Source organism: Micromonospora sp. RTGN7 (assembly GCF_033804645.1).
GTDB lineage: Bacteria > Actinomycetota > Actinomycetes > Mycobacteriales > Micromonosporaceae > Micromonospora.
Genome location: NZ_JAPZLF010000001.1, coordinates 747,869 through 772,508, shown reverse-complemented (window position 1 = coordinate 772,508; position 24,640 = coordinate 747,869). Strand labels below are relative to the sequence as shown.

The following is a 24,640-nucleotide window of genomic DNA, read 5'->3' as shown; positions in this document are numbered from 1 at the left end:
CCCAGTTCCGACCGCCGATCGGTTAACGGAACGGGCCGCAGGCCGATGATGGAGCGACCCCCGCAGACCGTCGTGCCCGTGCCCCCACCCGCCGCCAGTCGAGGTGCCGTCGTTGGAACGCTCGTGGTTCTTCGCCCACCTGGCCGTGCCGGCCGACGGGCACCCGGACGCCCGGATGGCGGAGTTGCTCGCAACGGTGGTCGCCGGGCTGGTCGCCGCCGTCCGCCGGGCCGACCCGCCGGCGGACTGGTTCTTCGACCCGATCATCGGCCCGGCCGGGTCGCGGCTGCGCCTCGGCTTCCACGCGACCCGCGCCGGGCTCGACGAGGTACGGCGGCGGCTGTCGGTGGCGGACCGCCGGTCCGCCCTGGACATCGACCCGTACGTGGTGCGCGACGCCGCCCGGGGCGGCGCGCTCGCGCAGGCGGGCAGCGACGTGGCCCTGGCCCTGCTCGGTGGGGGCGTTCCCTGGCTGGCTGGGGTCGAACTGCCGCTGACCGTGGCGCACCTGCGGCACCTGACCGGGCTGGTGCCGGCGGCCGACCAGCCGGCCTTCCTGTTCCTGCACTGGCAGGACCGCAGCCGGCTGCTGACCGGGGCCCGGCGGCGGGATCTGGCCGCGCGGGCGGACGCCGGGGCGGAGAAGATCGTCCTGACAGCCGGCGACCTGCCGCTGACCGCTGAGATCGCCGCAGCCTGGCGGCGGTACCTGACCCGGGTGGCGGACGTCGCCGGCCGGGACCAGCCGACCGGGGCGACACCGCGCGGCTTCCTGCTGGCGCACCACGCCCAGCTCACCCACGAGCGGTGGGGCATCAGTCCGGACGTCGACGCGCTGGCCGCGCTGGCGCTGCGGCTGACCATGGTTCGGGCCCGCCCGGGCGCCACCGCGCCGGTTCCCGTATCGCAGAGGAGACAGCAGCCGTATGCAGCCGACCCGCAGTGACAGTCCCGACCGGATCGCCGCCGACGCCGCCGAGCCGGTCCGGATCGAGGTACCGCTCGGCGAGCGCGCGTACCCGGTGCTGATCGGCCCCGGGGTACGCCACCGGCTGGCGGCGGAGGTGGCGCGGATCGGCGCGCGGCGGGTCGTGGTGGTCTCGGCCCGGCCGGCGCGGTGGACGCCGGACCCGGGCGTGCCGCACCGGGTGGTGCCGGCCCGCGACGGCGAGCACGACAAGAACCTGGCCACGGTCGAGCAGCTCTGCCGGGCGTTCGCCGATTTCGGGCTGACCCGGGCCGACGCGGTGGTCTCCTGCGGCGGCGGCACCACCACGGACGTGGTCGGGCTGGCCGCCGGGCTCTACCACCGGGGGATCTCGGTGATCCACCTGCCGACCTCCCTGCTGGCGCAGGTGGACGCCAGCGTCGGCGGAAAGACGGCGGTGAACCTGCCGGAGGGCAAGAACCTGGTCGGGGTCTACTGGCAGCCACGGGCGGTGCTCTGCGACACCGAGCACCTGACGACGCTGCCGGAGCGGGAGCGGCGCAACGGCTACGGGGAGATCGCCCGGGCGCACTTCATCGGCGCGGGCGAGCTGCGGGACCGGCCGGTGGCGGAGCAGATCGCCGCCTGCGTGGCGCTGAAGGCGCGGGTGGTGGCCGCCGACGAGCGCGACTCGGGGCTGCGGCACATCCTCAACTACGGCCACACCCTGGGGCACGCGCTGGAGCGGGCCACCGACTTCGCGCTGCGGCACGGCGAGGCGGTCGGCGTCGGCACGGTCTTCGCGGGCCGGCTGGCCGGCGCCCTCGGTCGGATCCCGGCGGGCCGGGTGGCCGAGCACCACGAGGTGGTGGCCGGGTACGGCCTCGACACCGCCCTGCCCGCCGGCCTCGACCACGACGAGCTGATCGCCCTGATGCGGCGGGACAAGAAGGCCACCGCCGGGCTGTCCTTCGTCCTGGACGGCCCGACGGGGCCCGAGCTGGTCGCCGACGTCCCGGAACCCGCTGTCCGCAGCGCCCTCGCCGGGATGTAAGGGAAGGGCACCTTGGCCCGGAGGACTGAACCGTTGAGGGCAGGATGGCTCCTCATGACCGACTACACCCGCCTCCTGGCACGCATCGCCGCGAGGGCTGAAGCGGATGAGCCGATGACACCGCACTCCGATGGCCTGCCCGACGCACTGCCTCAGAGCGGGATCAGCACCGCCGAAGAGCGACTCGGATTCACGCTGCACCCCTTGCTGGCGGCAATCTACGGGGGCTTCGCGAACGGTGGTTTCGGGCCGGACTACCAGCTGTTCAGTCTGACGGACGGACCAACATCCGAGCAGGCCGTCGATCACTACCTTGAGGCCCGAGCCACTCACGCGGGCACCGAGTGGGCCTGGCCGGAAGGCGTACTTCCGATCTTGACGTGGGGTTGCGGCATGTACGCGTGCGTCGACTGCCGAAGCGACCAGGGAACCGTGCTCCTCTTCGAACCCAACCCGGGTGATCCCGATGCCGCCTGGTGGATCGACTCACCCAGCCTGGCGGCATGGTTCGAGCACTACGTGCAGGACACCGGCTGGTGGATCAAGGCCGAAAACGGCGAAGACCTCGACGACATCCCGCTATGGCCGGACGCCAGAAGCCGCGCAGCCAACTGAGTGAAGCCGACCAATCCCCGCCCCGCCCCCGGGGATCATGGAGTGAGCGCCATCGCTGCCGGCGTGTCGTGACGCTAACTCCATGATCACCGCGACTCGGGTGGGGGCGGGGGTGGGCCCTGCTGCCGGTCGCGCACCGGGTCGCACCCTGGGTGGACGGCCGCGCGGGCACACCACGGTCGGTCATCGGCAACGGGTGGGTGGTTGACCGAACCGGTAGGGGCGCGGTTGCCCCTCGGGCGCGGCGGCGGGTCAGGGGACGAGGGCCGCCGGGCAGTACGCCAGCAGGTCGCCCGGCGCGTGCGCGACCACGTCCGGGCCGGCGGCGAGCAGGGCCGCGACGTCTCCGCCGTGCCAGGTGGTGGCGACCGTGGTGGCACCGGCGTCCCGGCCGCTGAGCAGGTCGATGACCGCGTCGCCGACCATCATGGCCTGCGCCGGCGCGACGTCGAGGTGGCCGAGCGCCTGAAGCACGATGTCCGGGGCGGGCTTCGGTCGGGCCACCTCGTCGGAACCGATCACCTGGTCGAACAGGCCCAGCACGCCGAGGGTGTCGAGCAGCGAGCGGGCCCGGGGGCCGCTCTTGCCGGTGGCGATCGCCATCCGGATGCCGCGGGTGTGCAACTCCTCCAGGGTCTCCCGGACACCCGGGAACAGCGGCACCAGGTGGGCCATCCGATAGCTCTCCCGGACGAACGGCTCCTCCATCTCCAGCGGCAGCCCCATCAGCCGCATGATGTCCGGGAAATACCGGCCCATGTGCCGGTTGTACTCCTCGAACGGCGCCGGACCGTCGCCCACCACTTCGGCGTACGCGATGCTGAAGGCCTCGCGCATGACGGCGGAGCTGTCGACCACGACGCCGTCGAGGTCGAACACGACCGCGCGGATCGGGCCCCGCCCCGCCACGGCCGGGAGGGTCGCGTCCACGTTGGATGGTGGTTGGCTCATGGCTGCTCCCCGGTGCGAGTGAGGTCGCCGGTGGTTCTCACCGGTCGCGTTGGCCCGCCAGCGCGTGCTCCCGCTCCGGCCGGGTGGGCCGGGCGCAGCGGTAGATCCGTTCGATGATGTCGATGGTGCGGTGTGCCTCGGCGACGGCCGCGCCCCGGCTGACCGGCGCGGCGAGCAGTCCGGGCAGGGCGTCGAGTTGGCGGTCGTACTCGCCGCCGATCGGCTCGGCGGGCAACGGCAGCCGGACGGTCTCCCCGTCGCGGGTGCGGGTGAGCACCGGGGTGGGCTCCCGGTTCGGGCTGAACCCGAACGTGCAACGTAGGGTGGCCGACCCCGCGGCGCCCTGCACGGTGATCGTGGTCCGGTCGAGGGCCTCGTGGGACGCCCAGCAGGCGTGCAGGGCGATCGACGCCCCGTCGGCGGTGAGCAGGAACCCGCGGGCGGTGTCCTCGACGTCCCCGCGGGCCCGGCCGCCGGGCCCGGCGTCACTGCGCCAGGCGGCGTGGGCGGCGCTGTCGTTGACGAAGTCGTCGGAGACGCTGCCGATGACGTGGGTGACCGTGGCCGGGCCGAGTATCGGCAGCACCGTGTCGAGCAGGTGCCAGCCGAGGTCGACGAGCGCGCCGCCGCCGGAGAGGTCCCAGCGGGTGAACCAGCCGCCCGCGTCGGGCACCCCCCGGGCGCGGACCCAGGCCACGTCGACGTGCCGGATCGGGCCGAGTTCACCGGCTGCGTCGGCGAGTGTCCGGACGTCGGCCCGCCACCGGGCGGCGCTGCCGGCCAGCAGCACCGCGCCGCCGGCGCGTTCGGCGTCGGCGAGCAGGTCGGCCTCGGCGGAGGTGAGGCAGACGGGCTTCTCGAGGAACACCGGTACGCCCCGGCGCAGCAGCCGGGCGGCGACGGTGGCGTGCAGGTGGTTGGGGACGGCCACCACCACCAGGTCGACCGCGCCGACGGGCAGGTCATCGACGTCGGCGTACGCGAACGGGACGCCGTGGGTGTCGCGGGCGGCGTCCCGGGCGGCCGGCTGCGGGTCGACCAGTGCGGTGACCTCGAAGGCCGGGTGTGCGGCGAGCCGGGGCAGCCAGATCTCCCGCCCGGCCCAGCCGAGGCCGGCCACCGCGACCCGGACCGGGCGGTCGGGCTCGGCGGCCGGGGGCAGCGCGGTCATTCGGCGAGGATGTCGGCCAGCACAGCGGCGATGTCGTGCATCTGCTGCTCGGTGCCGAGCAGGGTGCGGTGGTGCAGCCAGACGCAGTCGGAGTGGATCTGCTCGACGTTGGGGCAGCGGGCGGCGAGCGCCTCGACGGTCTCGTCGGGGGCACCGGCCTTCCAGAAGCCCTCGCACCGGTAGATCGCCCGGAACGCCACGAACGCCGGGATACCCCGGGCGATGAGCGCGTCGACCACGGCGCGGCGGCGCTCGATGGTGATCCCGGGGACGCGGAACATGGCCATGTAGTGCGGGTTGCGGTCAGTGCGCGGGTCGCAGGTCTGCGGCACCACGCCGGGGATCTCGGCCAGCAGGCCGGCCAGCAGCGGCCAGCGCTGCTCGCGTACGGCGATCTGACCGTCCAGCCGGGCGAGCTGGGCGCGCAGCACGGCGGCGGTGAACTCGCTCATCCGGTAGTTCGAGCCGGTGGTGCGGTGCAGGTAGTCCCGGTCGGTGCGGGGCCGGCCGCAGCTGTGCAGGAGGAACGCCCGCTCGCGGGTCTCCTCATCGGGGAAGAGCACGGCGCCGCCCTCGCCGGCGGTCATCAGCTTGCCGTTCTGGAAGCTGAACGCGGCGACCGAGTCGAGCGCCCCGGCCCGCTTTCCCTGCCACTGCGCACCGTGGGCGTGCGCGGCGTCCTGGAGCAGCGCCACCCCGGCGTCGGCGGCGACCTTGTCGAGGGCGTCCATGTCGGCGAACTGGCCGGCCATGTGCACCGGCATGACGACCTTCGTGCGGTCGGTGATCGCGGCGGCGACGGCGGCCGGGTCGACGCAGTAGGTGTCGAGGTCGACGTCGACCGGCACCGCGACCGCGCCGAGGCGCTGCGCGGCGAGCGACGACGAGATGAAGGTGAAGGCGGGGACGATCACCTCGGTGCCGGGACCGACGCCAAGCACCTCCAGGGCGACCTCAAGGGCGTGGGTGCCGTTGGTGACGGCGAGCGCGTGCGGCGTGCCGTGGTACGCGCCGAACTCCGCCTCGAAGGTGTCGACCTCGCTCCCGCCCATTCGCCACCACTGGCCCTGTTCGAGGGCGCGGATCAGGCCGGCTCGTTCCTCGTCACCGAACTGCGGCCACTCGGGGAACTCCGGCACCGTCGACGGCTGACCACTCATGACTTCCCACTTCCCATCCCAGGACGACCAGCGGTTCCCGGCCGGCGCGCGGCGGCTGCGCGCATCCCGCGGACCCGCGCTCGACGGCAGGCCCGTGTCGGTCGGCCGGTCGAGGCGGGGACGCCGCCGTCGGAGCGGACAGCGTCATCGGCTCGCGGTGGACGCTAACCGACCCGGCAGGAGGCTCACCTCCCCTAACGGCCCCTACCCACCCCTTAGTTCGATGGCGTGCCGACGACAGTCCATGCGGTCGCTGGCGACGGCGTAGTAAGACTGCGGGGAATCTGTCGCCGGCCCGGCCTGGCCGCCCGCCCGAGGTGGCCGTCCAGGGTCGTTCCCCGCGAGGTGAGCTATGTCCGACGTGCTCCTGTTGAACGGTCCGAACCTGGGCATCCTCGGTCGCCGCGAGCCGGAGATCTACGGCACCGACACGCTCGCCGACATCGAACGGGCGGTCGGCGAGGAGGTCGCGGTGCGGGGCTGGCGGGTGGTCGCGGTGCAGCACGACTGCGAGGGCGCGCTGGTCCGCGCGGTGCAGGAGCACTACGACACGGTGGGAGCGATCGTGAACCCGGGTGCCCTGATGATGGCGGGCTGGAGCCTGCGCGACGCGTTGGCCAACTATCCTCGCCCGTGGATGGAGGTCCATCTGTCCAATGTGTGGGCCCGGGAGAGCTTCCGGCACGACTCGGTGCTCGCCCCGCTGGCCAGCGGGATCATCGTCGGGCTGGGCTCGCTGGGTTACCGGCTGGCCGCCCGCGCTCTGGTCGCCAAGGTCGAGTAGGGCGACGCCGGCCCGAACCGTCCGGGATAATCACCGCCGGTGGCCCGGCGTGTCGCCCCACGACGAACGGCCGCCGGGTCCGACCACCCCTGGGCCGCGAGCCCGGCCCGACCGACCGACCGCCCGACCGCCCGCCCGGCCGACGGGGCCGGAGCGGACTGCCTCCCCCGAAGGAAGTCACGTGCTAACCCCCCTCATCACCCTCACCGTCATCCTGGCCGTCGTGTTCTCGGCCACCGGCGTGCTCAAGCTCGTCGGCCAGCGACGGATGTGCGAGCAGATGGACCACATCGGCGTCTCGGCCGGCCTCACCAAGGTCGTCGGGGCGCTGGAGCTGGCGGCGGTCGTCGGCCTGGTCGTCGGGCTCTACTGGTCGCCGGCCGGGATCGCGGCGGCGGTGGGCCTCGTCCTCCAGATGATCGGCGCGGTGGTCTACCACCTGCGTGCCCGGGACCCGCTCTCGGTGGCGCTGATGCCCCTGCTGTTCGGGGTGGCCGCCGCCGCGGTCGCGGTGCTGCACGTGCTCAGGGGCTGACCGCGGTGCCCGGGCAAAGCGGCGTCGGTGTCCTCGGGGTCGACATCGGCGGCACCAAGGTCGCGCTGCGCGCGGAGGAGGTCGACGGCGACGCCCCGGCGACGCCTGCCGGCGCGGCCACGGCGGAGCGGGGCACGAGCCCGGGCGCGTACGAGCGGATCCTGACCTGGCCCGGCGGCGGCGTCGAGGCCGACGTGGCGGCGCTGGCCGGCGCGGTCGGCGCGCTGCGCGCGACGTCCGGGCTGCGGTTCGCCGCCGTCGCGGTGGCGATGCCGGGCACCACCGACCCGACGGGGCGGGTGACCGTGTGGCCGGGCCGGCCGAGCTGGGCCGGGCTGCGGCTCGACGAGACGCTGCGCCGGATCTTCCCGGGCAGTCGGACCGCCTGGGCCGACGACGGCGACCTCGCGGCGCTCGCCGAGGCCCGGCACGTCGGCGCGGATGACGTCGTCTACCTCGGTGTCGGCACCGGGGTGGGCGGGGGCGTGGTGCTCGGCGGCCGGCCGCTGCCCGGGACGGGGCGGGGCTCGCCCGAGGTCGGTCACCTGATTGTCGCCGTCGACGGGCCGCGCTGCGACTGCGGCCGGCACGGTTGTCTCCAGGCGATCGCCTCCGGCCCGGCCACCCTGCGTCGGGCCGGCGCGCTCCGGGGCGCCGAGGTCACGTTCGCCGAGCTGCGTGACGGGCTGGAGCAGGACCGGCCGTGGGCTCACGACGCGGTCCGCCCCAGCGGTACGGCCCTCGCGGCGGCCGTGGTGAGCCTCGGCGAGCTGGTCGACCCGTCGGTGGCGGTGCTGGGCGGCGGGTTCGCCGCCGGGCTGCCCGGCTTCGTCGGGCTGGTCGAGCGGGAGGTGGCCCGGCTGGCGCGGCCGGGTCGACCGGTGCCGGCCGTCCGGGCCGCCGCCCTGGGTGGGCTCTCCTCGCTGCACGGTGCCGTGGCACTGGCCCGGAACCTGTGCTGACCGGCGCACCGACCGCTCGGTCGGACCCGCCGCCGCACCGGCCGGCAGCACCGCCACCGACGCCCGACCCCGCCCGTCCAGGGCCACGTCCAGGGTCAGCTACCCGAGAGGAACCAACATGATCAGCATCGGTGTCATCATCGGCAGCACCCGGCCGGGCCGCAAGGCGGAGGCGGTCGCCCGTTGGGTCCGGGACATCGCCGCCCAGCGGGGCGACGTGACCGTCGAACTGGTGGACCTCGCCGACCACGCCCTGCCCCGCCTGAACTCGCCGCTGCCACCGTCGATGGCCCCGTCGACCGATCCGGAGGTGCGTCGGTGGGCCGCCCGGATCGCGGCGTTCGACGCGTACGTCTTCGTCACCCCGGAGTACAACCACTCGGTGCCCGGGGTGCTCAAGGACGCCATCGACCACCTGTACCCGGAGTGGACGAACAAGGCGGCCGGGCTGGTCAGTTACGGCGTGCACGGGGGCGCTTCGGCCGCCGAGCACCTGCGGCTGGTCCTGGCCCAGGTGGAGATCGCCGACGTCCGCTCCCAGGTGTCGCTCTCCCTGGTCACCGACTTCGTCGGTTTCCAGCACTTCCGGCCCGGTCCGGCGCAGGCCACGGCCGTCGGCGGGATGCTCGACCAGGTCGTCGCGTGGGGCGGAGCGCTGCGCGGCCTGCGTGGGCGCTGACCGCCCCGCAGCGACCGCCGGTTTCCGAGTCTTTCTCGCAAATCTTGTGGTCCGGAAATCGTTGACGCGGCCCGCCGGGTAGCACCGCGGCCGGACCGGGCAAGGTGCGCTTCCCCCGCGCCGGGCCGACCACGATGCCGCGCCGGCCAGGACGCCGCGCCGGACCGGCCAAGACGCTACACCGAACCGCCGCGCATTCAACAGACCAATTAGGCAACTCATTTAAGGTTTAGCAAAGAGTAAACGTTGTAAAAGGGCGCTGATGAGGACCGCGTGACCTCTTTTGCATCACGCTTACGTAAACGTCGTCGACAATATTCCTATCGATGCCGAATAGGCGTAGCGTGCCGCTTCGTGTCATCGTCTGACCGATCATCCGACGGGTCCACGCCGAGCGGCCCCGAGCCGTCCGGCGGCCCGGCCCGCCTCGCCGGCGCCACGGTGGAGCGGCTCGCCCCCCATCCACCAACAGTCGACACGCCGCCTCCCGACGAGGAGGTCACCCACCGGATCAGCGGCGACGGGGTGGCCCGGGCCACCCGCGAGGCCCAGGAACTGGCCGCCCAGTTCGAGGAGGACCAGCCCGGCCGGCAACTCACCGGGCCGGTCGGCGTGCTGCTCGGCGCCGCCTCGCTGGCCGTCGCGCTGCTCAGCCTCTGGCAGGTCTTCCGACCGCTGTCACAGGGCAGCAAGTTCTACCTGATCATCTTTCTCGCGGGGGTGCTGCCGCTGGTCTTCCTGGCGTACCCCGCCGGGCTGCGCCCCCCGCGAGCCCTGCGCCGGCCGGCGGCGGACCCGACCCCGGGCTCGCCGGCGGCGGGCCCCGACGAGCCCCGGGTGACGCCGGCCGGGCAGCCCAGCGGGCTGGACTGGGCACTCGCCGCGCTTGCCCTGATGGTCTGCCTCTACCCGGTGCTACCGCTGCCGGTGGCCAGCGGAGGCAGCGGCGGATACAACGCGTTCCTCGACCGACAGGGCCTGCTCTCCCCGGTCGACGTGGTGCTGGGCACGCTACTGCTGGTACTGCTGCTGGAGGCGTGCCGGCGGGCGACCGGCTGGGTGCTGCCCGTGGTCTGCCTGGTCTTCCTCGGCTACGGCTACTACGGCGGGCTGTTCCCCCAGTCCTGGCCGGTGGCCCACGCCGGGCTGGACTTCACCCAGCTCGTCGACGCGTTCTACAACTCCGACAGCGGTTTCTACGGCACCCCACTGGACGTCGCCGCCTCGTACATCGTGCTGTTCACCATCTACGGCGCGGTGCTGGACCTCTCGGGCGCGGGCCGGTTCTTCGTCGAGTTGTCCGCCGCCGCATTCCGCCGCTCCCGCACCGCGGCCGGGCGCACCGCCGTGGCGTCGGGGTTCCTGCTCGGCACGGTCTCCGGCTCCGGGGCGGCCACCACGGTCAGCATCGGCGCGGTGACCTGGCCGATCCTGCGCCGCGCCGGGTACCCGGCCGAGCGGGCCGGCGGGATGCTCGCCGCAGCGGGCGTCGGCGCGATCCTCTCCCCGCCGACGCTCGGGGCCGCCGCGTTCATCATCGCCGAGTACCTGGGCGTGTCGTACCTGCGGGTGCTGGTCTGGGCGACCATCCCGACGGTCCTGTACTACCTGGGCATCCTGCTTTCCGTCGAGATCGACGCCCGGCGGTTCCGGGCCCGGCCGGTCAGCATCCAGGCGATCTCCCCGTGGCGGCTACTGGCCCGGTCCGGGTACCACTTCGCCTCGCTCTTCGTCATCATCGGCTGCCTGGCGGTGGGGCTCTCGGCCACCCGCGCGGTGGTCTTCGCGACCCTGCTCGCGGTGGCGCTGTCCTTCCTGGACCGCGCGCACCGGCTCACCCCGGCCCGGCTGGTCGCCGCCGGAGTCGCGGGGGTACGCGGGGTGCTCGCCGTGGCCGCGGTCTGCGCGGCGGCCGGGATCATCACCGCCACCACCACCAAGACCGGCCTCGGGCCACAGGCCGCCGCGCTGCTGGTCGGCGGCGCCAAGGCGGTCAGCACCGACCCGACGGTGGTCATCCTGCTCACCGCCGTGCTCGCCGCCGTCGCGCTGACCCTGCTGGGCCTGGCCGTCCCGGTCACCGCCTCGTTCGTCATCGGCTGGGTGATCATCGGGCCGGCGTTGCTCGACCTCGGGGTGGCCGCACCCGCCGCCGCGATGTTCGTCTTCTACTTCGCCGTGCTGTCGGAGGTGTCGCCGCCGACCGCGCTCGCCGCGGTCGCCGCCGCCGCGGTCACCGGCGGCCGGCTGGTCCCCACCATGTGGCAGACCCTGCGGTACGCGCTACCGGCGTACCTCGCGCCGATCGCGTTCGTGATCACCCCGAACGGGCTGGGGCTGCTCGCCACCGGCGGTCCGGCCCGGATCGCCTTCGCCACCGCCGCGTCCGCGCTCGGCGTCGCGGTCCTCGCCGTCGCCGCGGGCGGCTGGCTGCCCGGGGTCGGCCCGGCCGGCGCGCCCGAGCGGGTCCTCGGCGCGCTGGCCGGGCTGACGCTGCTCTGGCTCGAACCTGTCCCCGTCGCGATCGGCGCCGCGCTTGCCGCCGCCACCGTGGCGGGTTGTCTGTTCCGACGCAAAATCGCCACCCAATCCGGCGAACCGCGGGCCGGGAGACCGGCTCAACTGAAGGAGGAACCCACGTGAGGCGCACCAGCGCACGACTCGCGGCCGTCGCGAGTACGCTCGCACTCGTCGCGACCGGCTGCGGCGGCAAGCAGGACGGCGCCGCCAAGGACGACACGGCCAGCGAGATAACCTGCACCGTCGACAAGGACACCCGGATCGGCATCGCCACCGGCAACGCCACCGGCGTGTACTACGTCGTCGGCAACGCCCTGGCCAACCAACTCTCCGGGGCCACCGGAGGCAAGCTGACCGGCACGGCCGCCGAGACCGGCGCGTCGGTGCAGAACATCGAACAGCTCGTCGCCGGCAACTACGACGTCGCGTTCTCGCTCTTCGACACCGCCGTCAACGCCGCGCAGGGCAAGGGCAGCTTCACCGCCCCGCAGCCGGTCGAGGCGCTGGCCCGGATCTACGACAACTACACGCAGGTCGTGGTGCGGGCCGACGCCGGGATCAACTCGGTCGCCGACATGGCGGGCAAGCGGATCTCGACCGGCTCGCCCAAGTCCGGCACGGAGGTGATCGCCAATCGGCTGCTCACCGCCGCCGGCCTCGATCCCGCCAAGGATGTCCAGGCGCAGCGGCTGGACCTCACCAAGACCGTGGACGGGATCAAGGACGGCAGCATCGACGGGCTGTTCTGGTCCGGCGGGCTGCCGACGGGCGGGCTCACCGACCTCTTCACCACCTCCGGAGACAAGGTGAAGTTCATCGATATCAGCCCGTTGCAGCCGAAGCTGGCGGAGCTGAATCCGGCGTACCAGCCGGGGACTATCAGCAAGGACACCTACAAGACGGCGACCGACACCCCGACGGTCGTGGTGCCGAACGTTCTGCTGGTCCGCAAGAACCTGGACGCGAACGTCGCCTGTGCGGTGACTAAGGTTCTGTTCGACAAGAAGGACGCACTTGCCCAGGCCAGCCCGGCCGCCGCCGGCATCAGCCTGGACACCGCCCGTCGCACCGCCCCGGTGCCACTGCACCGGGGCGCCACCAACGCGCTGACCGCTCTCGGCGCGAGCTAACCCCCGTCGCCGGGCCCGGCCACCGCACCGGGCCCGGCGATGCGCACCCAATCCACCCCCACCGCACCACCACCCCCACCGCCCCGGAGGCCCGCGTGCCCCAGCCCGGCACTGCTGACGTACGCCGGCACAACCGGCCCACGGACCGGACCAACCGGTTGTGGTCGGTGCGGACCCAACTGGTCGCGCCGATCCTGATCGCCACGGTCGGCCTGCTCGTACTCGGCACCCTGCAGACCCGGACGGCTCTGGCCGCCACCGCCGACGCCGAGCGGGCCCGGGTGCTCGCGGGCACGGCCACCGCGACCGTACGACTCGTGCACGAGCTGGAGCGGGAGCTCGCCGAGACGGTCGCGCTGCGCCAGCGCGGCGGCGCGTCCGGCCGGCAACTGGTCAACGCGCAGCGTCAGCGGGTCGACGCGGCTGCCGAGCGGTACCGGTCGGCCCGCGACGACGCCCGGCGGGCCGCCCCGACGCTGGTCGGCGCACTGGACGGCGCGGACGGCCAACTCGCCCAGCTCGACGACGCGCGAGGGCTCGCGCTCGGCGCCCGCCCCGCCGACCAGCTCTACGTGAGTCTGGTCGAGACGCTGCTCGGCGTCGCCGACGCGCTCCCCGCCCAGCTACGCGACACCGACCTGGCGAACGCGGCCCGCGAGGTGGCCGCCGTCGCCGCCCAGGAACACTTCGCCGCACTGGAACGGGACCTGCTGCGGGCCATCTTCTCCCGGGGCGCGCTGGCACCGGGCGAACTGGCCCGGGTGGCCCAGCTACGCGGGGCCCAGGAACAGCGGCAGGCGGAGTTCTCCCGGATCGCCAGCCCCGCCTCGGCGGCCGTCTACAACCGACTGCTCGACGGCCAGGACGTCGCCACCGCCCGCCGGATGCGCGACGGCGCCCTGGGCGCGGACACGGCGCCGGAGGCGCTGGGGGCCGACGGCGACGCGTGGTACGTGGCGCAGAGCGGGGTGATCCGCCGGTACAACCTGATCAGCCGGGGCCTCTCCGAGCAGTTGGACCGGCAGGCGGCCGAGCTGGCCAGCACCGCCTGGCGGGACGCCCTGGTCAGCGCCGGGGTCACCCTGGCCGTGGCGGCGCTCTCCTTCGCCGCCGCGAGCCTGCTCGCGGTGCACACCAGCCGCCGGCTGCGCCGGCTGCGGGTGGCCGCGCTGGCCATGGCCCACCGGGAACTGCCCGACCGGATCGCCTCCATCGCGGCCGGTGGCGTCACCACCGGGCGGCCGACGATCGCGAACCCGGCCGACAGGCTGCCCGCCGGGCAGGCCGACGAGAAGGGGTCCGCGCTCGACCTGGCCGCCGGCATCGCCCGGGGACGCGACGAGATCGCCCAGGTGGCGGACGCGTTCGACACCGTCAACCGGTCGGCGCTACGGCTCGCGGGGCAGCAGGCGGAGCTGCGGGTCGACATGACCCGGATGGCGGAGGCGCTGGCCCGGCGGATCCGTACCCTGATCACCCGGCAGCTTCGGCTGCTCGACGAGTTCGAGCGGGAGGAGACCGACCCGGACGCGCTGGCCCGGCTCTTCGCCCTCGACCACCTCGCGGCCCGGCTGCGGCGCAACGGGGAGAACCTGCTGGTGCTGGCCGGCGGCGAACCCGGGCGCGGGCAGCACGGCGCGCACCTGATCGCCGACGTGGTGACGGCCGCCGCCGCCGAGATCGAGGAGTACACCCGGATCGAGGCGGACCTGCCGCTGGCGGCCATCGACGCGTCGGTCGTCGGAAACCTGGTGCACCTGCTCGCCGAGCTGCTGGAGAACGCCACGGCGTACTCGCCGCCGCACGCGATGGTGCGGGTCGACGGCCGGCGCGTGATCGACGGTCTGGTCCTGCGGGTCCACGATCGGGGCATCGGGATCAGCGCGAACCGGCTGGCCGAGATCAACGAACGGCTCGACACGCCGGGCACGCTGTCCAGCGCCGCAGCGGGCAGCATGGGACTGCACGTGGTCGCGCACCTGGCCGCCCGGCACCACATCCGGGTGTCGCTGCACAGCGGCGGCGGGGGCACCACGGCCACCGTCGAGGTCCCGGAGACCGCCCTCACCCTGGCGGAGAAGGTGGTGACCCGGCCCGTCCCCGCCCTCACCGCCCGACAGCCGGCGACGCCGTCGGCACCGGGGCGGCCATCGATGCCGGAGACCTGGTTCTCCCCCGGCCGTACGGCTGCCGGGCCGCCGCCGCCCTGGTCGCCCGAGCCGGTCGCCGGGCAGCTCACCGCGGTCTCGGCCCTGGCGCGTTCCCAGCACGCCCCGACGGTGGCGCTGCCGGTGCTCGGGGCGAAGCCGCACTCCGCATCGGCCGGGCCTGCCGGGATGCCGGCCGGCGGCGGCATTGCGTGGGGCGGGCCGACGTGGGGCGGCGGCGCGGCATGGCGCACGCGCACGGCCCCGGGTGCGGCCGGCCCGGCACCGGGCAGCGCGGCATGGGGCACGGCCCCGGGTGCGGCCCCGGGTGCGGCCGGCCCGGCACCGGGTCGTCCGGCGCCGGGCGGCGCGGCGCTGCCGCAGCGCGTTCGGGGCAGCCAACTGGCACCGTCGCTGCCCGACCCACAGCCGGCCCGGCGGCAGCCGGACGACCTGCTGGACCCGGAACTCGTCCGGGCCCGGCTCTCCGCACTGGCCGAGGGCGTCGCGACCGCGATGCGCCGCAGCCAACAGAGCGACCCCACCAGGAGAACCTCATGAATCCGCAGCCGAGCACCGGTCTCGACTGGCTGTTGGCCAGCTTCGCCACCCAGGTTCCCGACGTCGCCCACGCCCTCGCCGTCTCCGGCGACGGCCTCAAGCTGGCCTCCTCCCCGGGCCTCTCCGCCGACCAGGTCGACCACCTGTCCGCCGTGATCAGCGGCCTGGCGAGCCTCACCGTCGGCGCCGCCCGGTTCATGAACGCCGGCCGGGTACGCCAACAGATCGTCGACATGGACGGCGGTGTCCTGCTGGTGATGGCCGTCGGCGACCGGGCGCTGATCGGTGTGCTGGCCTCGCCCGGCTGCGACCTGGGCCAGATCGGCTACGAGACGGCGATGCTGGTGCAACGGGTGGCCGAGGCCCTCGAACCGGTGGCCCGGTCGTGACCGCTCGCCCCGCACCGCCGCGCCACGGGCGGCCCCGTCGGATGCTCGCCTCGCTGGTCGCGCTCTCGGCCGTCCTGCTGGCGTCCGGCTGCGGCAGCGACGCGGCGCCCCGGCCGACGCCCTGGCACGAGGGGCGGATCTTCCTCGCCACCGGCAACACCACCGGCGTCTACTACCAACTCGGCGGCGGGTTCGCCGACCTGATCAGCCGATACCTGCCCGGTTACGAGGCGCGCGCCGAACCGACCGGGGCCTCGGGAGAGAACATCACCCGGGTCACGAGCGGCGACATGGAGATCGCGTTCAGCCTGGCGGACACCGCCGCGGACGCCACCGCGGGGCGGGATGCGTTCCAGGGCCGTCCGCAGCAGGTACGCGCGCTGGCCCGGGTCTACAGCAACTACACCCACGTGCTGGTGCGCGCCGATACGAAGATCACCCAACTGTCCGACCTGCGGGGCAGGCGGGTCTCCACCGGCTCCCCCCGCTCGGGCACCGACGTCATCGCCGGCCGGCTGCTCACCGCTGCGGGAATGGACCCAAACAGGGACGTCGACCGGGCCCGACTCTCCCTGCCGGACACCGCCGCCCGGATGCGGGCCGGCACCCTCGACGCGATGTTCTTCTCCGGCGGGCTGCCCACGCCGGGCATCACCGACCTGCTCGCCGCCGCCCCGGGAAAGTTCCGGTTCCTGCCGATCGCCGACCTGATCGAGCCGTTGACCGCCGTGTACGGGCCCGTCTACACCACCGCCGACCTGCCCGCGAAGGCGTACGGGACGCCGGCGGCGGTGCCGACGGTGACGGTGGCCAACATGATCCTGGTCAGCGTCGACATGCCGGACAAGCTGGCGTACGACCTGACGACGCTGCTCTTCGCACACCAGACCGAGCTGGGGGCGGTGCACCCGGAGGGGCGCAACTTCGACCGGATGAGCGCGGCCAACACCGACCCGATCCCGTTACATCCCGGCGCGTCCCGCTTCTACCAGGGCGGATGACCGGGGCGGCCCCGGACAGGCGGGCCTCGGACGAGCATAGACTGACGCCATGAGGCGGCCCGCATGAGCACCGGCGCGCGCTCTGCCCCGCCTACCGGCCACATCTGCTGGCGGCGTGAAGCGTGGCTGACCGCCGTCCCGGGGCTCGTCAACGCCCTGTGCGACGGAGCCACCCGGATCGTCCCGCGGGTGGAGGCGACCCGATGAGGACCGGTGCCGCCGTCGATCACCACGGCTACTTCCACGAGGCGGTCTGCTACGGCTCCGAGGAGGAGTTGCTGGCGGTCACGGTGCCGTTCCTGCTCGACGGGGTCGCCGCCGGCGAGCCGACGGTGGTCTCCTTCGGCCCACGCAACGCCGCCCTGCTCCGGGGCGTGCTGCCCGCCGACTCGGGGGTCACCTTCCTCGCGGGCGGGGACATCCACGCCCGGCCCGCCGCCGTCATCCGGTCCTGCCGGAAGATGCTCGCCGGGCACGTCGCCGCCGGGGCACGGCAGATCCGGATCATCGATGAGCTGCCGCGGGTCGCGCTCGGCGCGACCTGGGACTGGTGGGCGCGGTACGAGTCGGCGATAAACCACGCCTACGACGACTTCCCGCTGTGGAGCCTCTGCGCGTACGACACCCGGATCACGCCCGCGTCGGTGCTGGACGACGTGGCCCGGACGCACCCCCGGCACCTCACCCCGGACGGCCGGCACGTGCTGAGCCCCGCCTACGCGGAGCCGACGGAGTACCTGCGGGAGGACCGCCCGGTGCTGCCCGATCCGCTCCAGTCGACGCCGCCGGCGGTCGAGTTGGCCGCGCCCACGGCCGCGCAGGCCCGCGCCGCCGTTCGCGCCGCCGACCGGGGGCTGCTGCCCGCCGCCGACGTCGAGGACCTGGTGGTGGCGGTCAGCGAGGCGGTGACCAACGCGATCCGGCACGGCCAGCCGCCGGTGCGGCTGCGGCTGTGGGTCGGGGCGGACCGGACGGTGGTGACGGTCTCCGACGGCGGCGAGGGGCCGAAGGCCCCCTTCGCGGGGCTGCTGCCGATCACCGACGGCACGGAGGGCGGGCTCGGCCTCTGGATCACCCACCAGTCCTGCAACCACGTCACGTGGCAGCGGGGGCCGGGCGGCTACACGCTACGGCTGACCGCGGGGAACCCGCACGTCACCGCCGGAGGCCGCCCGGCCCTGCCGGCTCAGGGGATGGTCACCCCGTAGGCGGCCAGGATCTCGTTGATCGGCTGGTAGTAGGTGGTGCCGCCGGAGGTGCAGTTGCCGCTGCCGCCGGAGAGGATGCCGATGACCTTGCCGGTGGCCGCGATGTAGAGCGGGCCGCCGCTGTCGCCGGGCTCGGCGCAGATGTTGGTGCGGATCAGGCCGCTGACCGAACCCTGGGCGTAGTTGACGGTGGCGTTGAGGGCGGTGATCGTGCCGCACCGCACGCCGGTGGTGGAGCCGCTGCGGCAGACGGCCATGCCGATGACCGGCGTGCCGGCACCGGTGATGGTCACCGTTCCCGGGTACGTGTAGACGGCGCTCGGGTGGGCGGTCGTCGGGGAGGTGTAGCGCACGATCCCGTAGTCGTTGCCGGGGAAGCTGGTGCCGGTGCTGGAGCCGAGGAGCGTCGTGCCGGCGCCGTCGGCGTACCAGGTGGCGGCGGCCGTCGTGCAGTGGCCGGCGGTGACGAAGTAGTACGTGCTGCCGCTGCGGACGTTGGCGCCCAACGAGCAGCGACCGCCGCCGCCGTAGACGGCCTGTCCGCCGGCGATCAAAGTGCTGAGCCGGCCCGGCTCCCGGCGGACCACCGCGCCGGTCCCGGAGAGCCGGGTGTGCAGCCCGGCCAGTTCGCTGTCGTTCACCGTGTCGTCCACGGCGACGGTGGTCCGGCCGGTTCTCGGGTCCACGGTCCAGGCGGTGCCGACCGGGCCGGCGGCGGGCAGGGCGGCCGGCAAGACGGCTGGGGCGGCGGTGGGGGCGGCGGTGGCGGCCGCCGGCGGTGCCAGCAGGGGGACGGCGAGCAGGAGGGCGAGCAGGGGGAAGCGACGCATCCAGAGCCTCCGCACATCGGTGAACGTGGATTCCATACAGCATCCGCGCTGCGCCCACCCGGTTCAATACGTCGAGATGCTTCGATGCAGTCCGCCTCTGGCGGATCACCGACACCGCAGCGGTCAGCGGCCGATGTCGGCGTACCGGGCCTCGGTGGCGTCCTTCTGCGGCCCCCACCACCACTCGTTGCGCCGGTACCAGTCGATGGTGTCGGCGATCCCGTCGGCGAGGTCCGTGTGCCGGGGCCGCCAGCCCAGCTCCCGTCGGATCTTCGTGCTGTCGGTGGCGTACCGCAGGTCGTGGCCCGGCCGGTCGGGCACCACGTCGAATTCGTCGACCGGGCGCCCGAGCAGCGACATCGTCAACTCCAGCAGGGCCCGGTTGCTCCACTGTGCGTCCGAGCCGATCAGGTACGTCTCCCCCACCCGGCCATCGGCGATGATCCGCAGGATCGCGTCGTTGTGGTCGTCGACGTGGGTCCACTCGCGGACGTTCTCCCCGGTGCCGTACAGCCTCGGTCGCCGCCCCCGCAGGACGTTGGTGATCTGCCGGGGCAGGAACTTCTCGACGTTCTGGTACGGGCCGTAGTTGTTCGTGCAGTACGAGAGGGTGGCCCGCACCCCGTACGCCCGCACCCACGCCCGGACCAGCATGTCCGCCGCCGCCTTGGTGGCCGAGTACGGGCTCGACGGGTCGTACCGGCTCTCCTCGGTGAACCGCTCCGCGCCATCCAGCGGGAGGCTGCCGAACACCTCGTCGGTGGAGATGTGGTGCAGCCGACGATCGTGCCGTCGCACCGCCTCCAGCAGCACGAACGTGCCCTCCACGTTGCTGCTCAGGAACGGGCGCGGGTCCTGCAGCGAGTAGTCGACGTGGGACTCGGCGGCGAAGTGGACCACCACGTCGGCGTCGCGTACCAGGCCGTCGACCAGATCGGCGTCGCAGACGTTGCCGTGCACGAACCTGATCCGGTCGGCGACCTCGGCGAGGTTGGCGCGGTTGCCGGCATAGGTGAGCGCGTCGAGCACCGTCAGGCGGCCATCCGGGTAGGCCGCCAGCGCCCGTCGGACGAAGTTCGCGCCGATGAAGCCGGCGCCGCCGGTGACCAACAGGTGAGCCATGAAGTGATCCTAATCGATCCCTGGCGACGGCGCGGGCCCAATGGGTGACTCGTGGTGGGCCCCGCACTCCCCGCAGTACGGGCGGGTGTGCACCTCTGCGCAGTGCTCCCACGGGGGGACCCGCTGCTCGGGTGCCGGATAGGGCGAGGGGCCCGACCGGTCCGGCGCGGGCTCCGGCCCGCCGGACACCCAGGAGGACGTCTGCGGCGCGACCACCGCGGAGTACTGCCAGCGCCGCAGGTCGACGCCGGGCTTGAGACGCACCTCGCCGACGGCGGCGTCCGTGATGTCCACGATCCGTTCGAGCTGCCGCAGCTTGTCGTCGTGGCCGCCCGCGCGGGCCAGCGCCACGGCCCGGCCGAGGTGGTGCTCCGCTTCGGTGAGCCGGCCGACGCCGGCGGCAGCCAGGGCCAGCCGCACCTCCTCGGCGTACCCCTGCTGGTGGGTGTAGTGCGCGACGGTCTCGTGCACCCGGGAGAACAGCTCGATCTCGTCGGTCCACTGCACGTCGACGGGCACCTCGTCGCCGTCCGTGGCCCCCTCGACCCGCACGCTCAGCCAGCCGGCCCGCCGCCGCGCCTCCGGGTTCAGCGCGTCGACCTCCAGCGCCACGTGGTAGTCGCGCCGGTCCGCCGGGCTCCACGCGCCGAGGGGGAAGTCGGTGCTGCGGTCGTCGGCGGGGACGCCCCTGGGGGTGAGGTCGGCAATGGTCGGGTAGACCTGCTTGACGAAGCGGATCCGGGCCAGCGCGCTGGTACGTACCCGCAGGCGGGCGTCGGCGGTGCGACGGGTCAACGCGCGGTCCAGCACGGCGGCGAACTCGGCGGCGAGCCCGCCGAGGTCCTCCACCGGCACGACCGGGTTCGCGCCGAGCGCGTCGGCGATGCCGAGCAGCTCCGGCCCGTCCCAGTCGTGCACCCCGTCCGCCGAGCCGATGGCCCGGCAGTCCACGGTGAACCGGCCGGCGCAGGCATCCACCGCCGCCTTCAGCTCGGCGGCTTGCTGGGACTCGTTGCGGCCGTCGGTGAGCAGGATGGCGTGCCCGATCGCGTCGGGCCGGGTGCCGAGCAGGTCCCGGGCCAGCAGCAGCCACCTGCCGATGGCGGTGCCGCCGTGCGGCGACGCCTTGCGCACCGCGCGCCGGGCCACCGCGCGGGTGCTCTCGTCGGCGATGGCGAGCCGGCGCTGCCCTGGGTAGATCATCGCGGCTCCGCTGGTGCCCTCCACCACGGCGAACGCCACCCCGTCGGGCAGCGCGTCGACGGCCGCGAGGGTGGCCGCGCGGGCGGCCCGCATCTTGGCCTGCGGCGTGCCCATCGAGCCGGAACAGTCGAGCAGGATCACCTCGGCGAGCCCGTCGTGCCGCACGTCACCCCCGGCCGGCCCGGCCCGGACGGCGGCGACGACGTCGACGATCCCGCCGTCGGCCGGCAGGTACTCGCTGTGGTGCGCGGTCAGGTCAAGCCGCAGCCCGTCCGGTGCGCTCACGCGGGGCTCCTTTCGTCGTCGTTCCCGTCGGCCGGGGTCACCACCAGGTCACCGGCCGGTACGCGTTGGCAAGGTCCACGAGCGCGATGCGCTCCTGCCGGTCGCCGGTGTGCCCGGCCAGGGACCGGCAGGTGCGTTCGAAGACGCGGCGCAGGGTGTCGGGGTCCAGCCGGTGGCCGAACAGGCGCCGGTCGGCGTACCGGGGGTCGTCGAGGTCGCTGCCGAGGGCGATCCGCAGGATGTACGCCTCGACCAGGTCGCGTTCGGCGAACGCGGGCAGCTTCTCCACGACGGCCGCGGCGTCGAGCGCGGCGTCGAGCCGGTGGCCGTCCTCCGGCGCGTCGAGCAGCATCCGCACCGCGCAGGTCACCGCCACCGTCGAGGCGCGGGAGGACTCCGGCACCGTGAGCAGGACGGCCGCCGCCGCGCGGGGGCCCTCGGTGACGAACAGACAGCGGGCCAGCCCGAAGGCCGCGGCAACCACCCCCTGGTCGGTCTCCCACACCCCCCGGTGGTGCGCAGTCGCCGCGGGATGGTCGCCGGCCACCTCGCAGGCCACCGCGTACGCCAGGCGGGCGGAGACCTCGCCGGGCAACCGCCCGTACACCAGACCGAACAGGTCCCGGGCAGCCTCGCTGTCGCGCTGCACCAGGGCCACCAGGCCCCGGTGCCACCAGAGCGACCAGTCCCGCAGGTCGTCGGGGAAGTCGGCGAGCAGCAGCCCCGCCTCGTCCGCCCGGCCGGCGGCGAGGTGGGCCCGCACCATCCGGTAGGTGACCGCCGCCGTGTGCTCGGGCGCGGCGCCGAGGAGGGCAATCAGCTCGGCGGGCTCGGCCGGGCCGAGCGAGGCGAGGAAACCGGCCGCCGGGTCGTTGCCGTCGACCAGCGGCATCGGCAGGCCGAGCGCGATCTCCACCACGTCGAGGGCGTCGGCGTCGGCGTGCAGCGCGAACGCACACGCCGCCGGGCTGAACAGCGTGGACCGGGTGGGTCGGGGGATGCCGTCGGCCGCCGAACGTACCTGCCGCCGAACGCCCCTGACCTGTTCACGCATCTCGGCGGCGGAGCCGAACCGGTCTTCGGGTTCGACGGCGGTGGCCCGGGCCAGCAGCCGCGCGAACGGGTCGAGCCGCGCGGGCAGCGGCAGCCGCAGCAGGTCCTGCCCCACCGGCAGGGGGCGCAGGTCCGCCGAGCTGACCGCCAGGGTCAACGCGGCGAGGGTACGGCCGACGGTGTAGATGTCGGAGCGGACGCTCGGCCCCGCCGGGCCGAGCCGCTGCACCTCGGGGGCCTCGAAGCCCGCCGTGCCCCAGGGCGGGCTGACGGTGTTGTCGATCCGCCGGGCCGCGCCGAAGTCGACGAGCTTGAGCGGGCCGTCCAGGCCGTACCCGCCGATCAGCATGACGTTCTCGGGCTTGAGGTCGCAGTACAGCCAGCCCCGGTCGTGCAGGTACTCGAAGGCGTCGAGGATCTGCACGGCGTACCCCAGCGCCTGCGGCACGTCGACGGCGGCCGGCCCCCGGTCCGGGCCGATGGCGCGGCGGGCGTCCTCCAGGGTGCCGCCGTTGACGAACTCCATCACCAGGTACCCGACGCCGGTGTCGGGCTCGGGGCGCAGCGCGTGCGTGATCGTGACGATGCGGGGGTGGTTGAGCGCGATCAGCGCCTGCCGTTCCGCGACGAACGCCGCCGCGGCCTCCCGGTCGGAGGGATTGCGCTGCCCCTTCAGCACCCGCCAGCTGCCGTCCATGTCCTCGTCACGGGCGAGGAAGACCCAGCCCACGCCACCGTGCCCGAGGCAACCCTCGATCCGGTACCGCCCGGCGCGCACGTCGCCCTTGGCCAGCGGCGGGGTGAACGAGTAACGGGTGCCGCAGTTGGGGCAGTACCCGCTGACCCGGGGCACCCTGCGCCGGCAGGTCGTCTGCGGGCAGTAGCGGGAGTGTTCAGGCACGGCGGGCTGGGGCAGCACCGCCTCCAGCGGGTCCCGGGCCCGGGCCGTCGGGATGAGCGCCGGGTTCTCCCACGGGCGGGACCGGGGGCGCCACGGGTCGCGCGGCGCCGGGACGGGTGGGTGGGCGGAGGCCGACGGCTGCGGATCGACCGCCGACGGACGCGCCGACAGACCCGCAGCCGGCGCGATGCCGTCACACGGGTGGCCCCACAACCGGCAGAAGCCGTCCTGGTCCACCGTTCCGGGACAGTTGCGTTCCACGCAGGAGCGTATTGCGGACGTCATCGCGTCACCTCGTTCACGGCCTGCTGGTAGGCGCGGACCGCCCGGCTCGCGGCGGTCACGGCGAAGCCGTCGGAACGCAGCCGGTCCCGTGCCTCGCGGTAGCTCTGGTCAAGGTCGGGGTGCTCGGCCCGGTCCTCGTCGGCGGCGCGCTGCCGGTACGCCTCCAACCGTCCGCTGAGTTCCAGGTGGCACCGGCCGCGCAGCCGCCGTCGGGCGGCGTCGACCAGGTCGGCGGCCCGGTCGAGGGCGGCCGCCAGTTCGTCGCCGCCGGAGCCCGGGCTGCCGGCGGGTGGCTCGGCCCGGGCCACCTCGGCCCGGGCGAGCAGCCCGTCGACGTCGAGCGTGGCCACCGGGATCCCGCCCTCGCCCAGTCCCTCCCGGGTCGCCTCGGCCACGAGCCGCCGCAGCCGCTCCACCGCCGAACGCAGCCGCCGCTCCCGGGCCGGCAGCCGGTCCGGGTCGTCGTCGGCCGGGGCGACCGCCCGGCGCACCGTGGCCAGGTCGTCCGCCAGGCCGGCCAGGCCCTCCCGCCAGGGACCGGGGCGACCGCATCCCACCGGGTCCGTCGCGGCCTCCCGCTCCAGCTCGGCGAGCCGCGACGCGGGTACGTCCAGCAGCGCCGGGTCCCGGCCGGCCAGCGCGGCCCGGTGCCGCAGCTCCGCAAGCTCCCTACGCAGCCGGTCGAGGTCGGCCTCCACGAACCGCACCGCCACCCGGTACGCGTCGACGAGCCGACAGATCGTGCCCCGGCGTTCCCGGGCCGCCCCGACGATCTCGTCAAGGGTCAGCCGCTCGACCCGGGGAGCCTCGCCCGTCACGGAGGTGAACGTCACCTCGATCGGGTCGGTGAGCAGCCGGGCGAGGAGCGGGGCGTCGCGCCCTTGCGCCGGGCTGGGCGCGTCGTCCGCCGGACCGGGACCGGGGTCCGCCGGACCGGGTGCCTCGGCCGCCGGACCAGGTGCCTCGGCCGCCGGGTCGATGGCCAGCGACAGGCAGCCGAGCGCCCGTAGCTCGTCCCAGGCCGCGTTCTCCGTCCCGGCGGTGACACCGGTGAGCGGGAGTCGGAACTCACTCATGATCAACGTCTGCGTCTCCAGCAGCCACTCGGACGTCAGGTCGTGCGCGGCGCGCACCGCGTCGAGCCGGCCGCTGTCCGACATCACGCT

At 74.3% G+C, this 24,640-nt stretch carries 21 protein-coding genes; 13 read left to right on the top strand and 8 right to left on the bottom strand.

Features of this window, described 5'->3' with window-relative positions:
* Positions 1-103 precede the first annotated feature (103 nt).
* From SNR22_RS03330 to SNR22_RS03320, 3 genes are read left to right on the top strand one after another with little or no spacing between them, the layout of a single operon-like run.
* The gene (locus SNR22_RS03330; RefSeq protein ID WP_320064918.1) at positions 104-946 is read left to right on the top strand and encodes a hypothetical protein; all 843 of its coding nucleotides are present in this window, start codon (positions 104-106) and stop codon (positions 944-946) included.
* Positions 927-1,982, top strand: coding sequence for a 3-dehydroquinate synthase family protein (locus tag SNR22_RS03325; RefSeq protein ID WP_320064917.1), 1,056 nt, complete (start codon positions 927-929; stop codon positions 1,980-1,982). Before SNR22_RS03330 ends, SNR22_RS03325 begins: the two co-directional genes overlap by 20 nt.
* A gap of 54 nt (positions 1,983-2,036) precedes the next feature.
* A complete protein-coding gene (locus tag SNR22_RS03320; RefSeq protein WP_320064916.1) occupies positions 2,037-2,597 on the top strand; it encodes an SMI1/KNR4 family protein in 561 nt (186 codons plus the stop codon).
* Between the two features lie 252 nt (positions 2,598-2,849).
* Here the strand turns inward: SNR22_RS03320 and SNR22_RS03315 are convergent, their stop codons facing one another.
* The 3 genes from SNR22_RS03315 to SNR22_RS03305 are packed head-to-tail and all read right to left on the bottom strand — an operon-like array spanning position 2,850 to position 5,879.
* Positions 2,850-3,548, bottom strand: a complete 699-nt coding sequence (locus tag SNR22_RS03315) for an HAD-IA family hydrolase (RefSeq protein WP_320064915.1) — start codon at positions 3,546-3,548, stop codon at positions 2,850-2,852.
* A 37-nt stretch (positions 3,549-3,585) separates the two neighbouring features.
* Positions 3,586-4,719, bottom strand: a complete 1,134-nt coding sequence (locus SNR22_RS03310; protein ID WP_320064914.1) for a Gfo/Idh/MocA family oxidoreductase — start codon at positions 4,717-4,719, stop codon at positions 3,586-3,588.
* A complete protein-coding gene (locus SNR22_RS03305) occupies positions 4,716-5,879 on the bottom strand; it encodes a DegT/DnrJ/EryC1/StrS family aminotransferase (protein WP_320064913.1) in 1,164 nt (387 codons plus the stop codon). The genes SNR22_RS03310 and SNR22_RS03305 overlap by 4 nt, the downstream gene beginning before the upstream one ends.
* A gap of 352 nt (positions 5,880-6,231) precedes the next feature.
* Here SNR22_RS03305 and SNR22_RS03300 point away from each other — a divergent pair, with 352 nt between their 5' ends.
* The 10 genes from SNR22_RS03300 to SNR22_RS03255 all read left to right on the top strand — a co-directional run bounded on the left by SNR22_RS03300 (position 6,232) and on the right by SNR22_RS03255 (position 17,795).
* Entirely contained in the window at positions 6,232-6,663 is a 432-nt protein-coding gene (locus SNR22_RS03300) for a type II 3-dehydroquinate dehydratase (protein WP_320064912.1), read from the top strand.
* Between the two features lie 181 nt (positions 6,664-6,844).
* Complete coding sequence (locus SNR22_RS03295) at positions 6,845-7,198, top strand: DoxX family protein (RefSeq protein ID WP_320064911.1); 354 nt, start codon at positions 6,845-6,847, stop codon at positions 7,196-7,198.
* Positions 7,199-7,203: 5 nt separating this feature from the next.
* Positions 7,204-8,160, top strand: coding sequence for an ROK family protein (locus SNR22_RS03290; RefSeq protein WP_320064910.1), 957 nt, complete (start codon positions 7,204-7,206; stop codon positions 8,158-8,160).
* 118 nt (positions 8,161-8,278) lie between these two features.
* Positions 8,279-8,839 carry an NAD(P)H-dependent oxidoreductase gene (locus SNR22_RS03285; protein WP_320064909.1) on the top strand — a complete coding sequence of 187 codons (561 nt, stop codon included), beginning with the start codon at positions 8,279-8,281 and terminating at the stop codon, positions 8,837-8,839.
* 354 nt (positions 8,840-9,193) lie between these two features.
* Entirely contained in the window at positions 9,194-11,482 is a 2,289-nt protein-coding gene (locus SNR22_RS03280) for a TRAP transporter permease (RefSeq protein WP_413775578.1), read from the top strand.
* Positions 11,479-12,489: a TAXI family TRAP transporter solute-binding subunit gene (locus SNR22_RS03275; RefSeq protein ID WP_320064908.1), complete on the top strand. Its 1,011-nt coding sequence runs from the start codon at positions 11,479-11,481 to the stop codon at positions 12,487-12,489. Before SNR22_RS03280 ends, SNR22_RS03275 begins: the two co-directional genes overlap by 4 nt.
* 95 nt (positions 12,490-12,584) lie before the next feature.
* The gene (locus SNR22_RS03270; protein ID WP_320064907.1) at positions 12,585-15,197 is read left to right on the top strand and encodes a sensor histidine kinase; all 2,613 of its coding nucleotides are present in this window, start codon (positions 12,585-12,587) and stop codon (positions 15,195-15,197) included.
* Complete coding sequence (locus tag SNR22_RS03265) at positions 15,194-15,586, top strand: roadblock/LC7 domain-containing protein (protein ID WP_320064906.1); 393 nt, start codon at positions 15,194-15,196, stop codon at positions 15,584-15,586. The genes SNR22_RS03270 and SNR22_RS03265 overlap by 4 nt, the downstream gene beginning before the upstream one ends.
* The gene (locus SNR22_RS03260) at positions 15,583-16,587 is read left to right on the top strand and encodes a TAXI family TRAP transporter solute-binding subunit (protein WP_320064905.1); all 1,005 of its coding nucleotides are present in this window, start codon (positions 15,583-15,585) and stop codon (positions 16,585-16,587) included. Before SNR22_RS03265 ends, SNR22_RS03260 begins: the two co-directional genes overlap by 4 nt.
* A 203-nt stretch (positions 16,588-16,790) precedes the next feature.
* A complete protein-coding gene (locus tag SNR22_RS03255; RefSeq protein ID WP_320064904.1) occupies positions 16,791-17,795 on the top strand; it encodes a sensor histidine kinase in 1,005 nt (334 codons plus the stop codon).
* Here SNR22_RS03255 and SNR22_RS03250 read toward each other — a convergent pair.
* From SNR22_RS03250 to SNR22_RS03230, 5 genes are all read right to left on the bottom strand, one after another.
* Positions 17,774-18,625 carry a S1 family peptidase gene (locus SNR22_RS03250; protein WP_320064903.1) on the bottom strand — a complete coding sequence of 284 codons (852 nt, stop codon included), beginning with the start codon at positions 18,623-18,625 and terminating at the stop codon, positions 17,774-17,776. The genes SNR22_RS03255 and SNR22_RS03250 overlap by 22 nt on opposite strands.
* A gap of 123 nt (positions 18,626-18,748) precedes the next feature.
* The gene (gene rfbB / locus SNR22_RS03245; RefSeq protein WP_320064902.1) at positions 18,749-19,747 is read right to left on the bottom strand and encodes a dTDP-glucose 4,6-dehydratase; all 999 of its coding nucleotides are present in this window, start codon (positions 19,745-19,747) and stop codon (positions 18,749-18,751) included.
* Positions 19,748-19,756: 9 nt separating this feature from the next.
* The gene (locus SNR22_RS03240) at positions 19,757-21,235 is read right to left on the bottom strand and encodes a vWA domain-containing protein (protein WP_320064901.1); all 1,479 of its coding nucleotides are present in this window, start codon (positions 21,233-21,235) and stop codon (positions 19,757-19,759) included.
* Positions 21,236-21,272: 37 nt separating this feature from the next.
* Complete coding sequence (locus SNR22_RS03235) at positions 21,273-23,474, bottom strand: serine/threonine-protein kinase (RefSeq protein ID WP_320064900.1); 2,202 nt, start codon at positions 23,472-23,474, stop codon at positions 21,273-21,275.
* Positions 23,471-24,634 carry a hypothetical protein gene (locus SNR22_RS03230; protein WP_320064899.1) on the bottom strand — a complete coding sequence of 388 codons (1,164 nt, stop codon included), beginning with the start codon at positions 24,632-24,634 and terminating at the stop codon, positions 23,471-23,473. The genes SNR22_RS03235 and SNR22_RS03230 overlap by 4 nt, the downstream gene beginning before the upstream one ends.
* Positions 24,635-24,640: the final 6 nt, after the last annotated feature.

Coding starts and splice junctions, on each gene's coding strand:
- SNR22_RS03325 (WP_320064917.1), top strand. CDS start 927: ATGCAGCCGACCCGCAGTGACAGTCCCGACCGGATCGCCGCCGACGCC.
- SNR22_RS03320 (WP_320064916.1), top strand. CDS start 2,037: ATGACCGACTACACCCGCCTCCTGGCACGCATCGCCGCGAGGGCTGAA.
- SNR22_RS03315 (WP_320064915.1), bottom strand. CDS start 3,548: ATGAGCCAACCACCATCCAACGTGGACGCGACCCTCCCGGCCGTGGCG.
- SNR22_RS03310 (WP_320064914.1), bottom strand. CDS start 4,719: ATGACCGCGCTGCCCCCGGCCGCCGAGCCCGACCGCCCGGTCCGGGTC.
- SNR22_RS03305 (WP_320064913.1), bottom strand. CDS start 5,879: ATGAGTGGTCAGCCGTCGACGGTGCCGGAGTTCCCCGAGTGGCCGCAG.
- SNR22_RS03300 (WP_320064912.1), top strand. CDS start 6,232: ATGTCCGACGTGCTCCTGTTGAACGGTCCGAACCTGGGCATCCTCGGT.
- SNR22_RS03285 (WP_320064909.1), top strand. CDS start 8,279: ATGATCAGCATCGGTGTCATCATCGGCAGCACCCGGCCGGGCCGCAAG.
- SNR22_RS03265 (WP_320064906.1), top strand. CDS start 15,194: ATGAATCCGCAGCCGAGCACCGGTCTCGACTGGCTGTTGGCCAGCTTC.
- SNR22_RS03255 (WP_320064904.1), top strand. CDS start 16,791: ATGAGGACCGGTGCCGCCGTCGATCACCACGGCTACTTCCACGAGGCG.
- SNR22_RS03250 (WP_320064903.1), bottom strand. CDS start 18,625: ATGCGTCGCTTCCCCCTGCTCGCCCTCCTGCTCGCCGTCCCCCTGCTG.
- rfbB (WP_320064902.1), bottom strand. CDS start 19,747: ATGGCTCACCTGTTGGTCACCGGCGGCGCCGGCTTCATCGGCGCGAAC.
- SNR22_RS03235 (WP_320064900.1), bottom strand. CDS start 23,474: ATGACGTCCGCAATACGCTCCTGCGTGGAACGCAACTGTCCCGGAACG.
- SNR22_RS03230 (WP_320064899.1), bottom strand. CDS start 24,634: ATGTCGGACAGCGGCCGGCTCGACGCGGTGCGCGCCGCGCACGACCTG.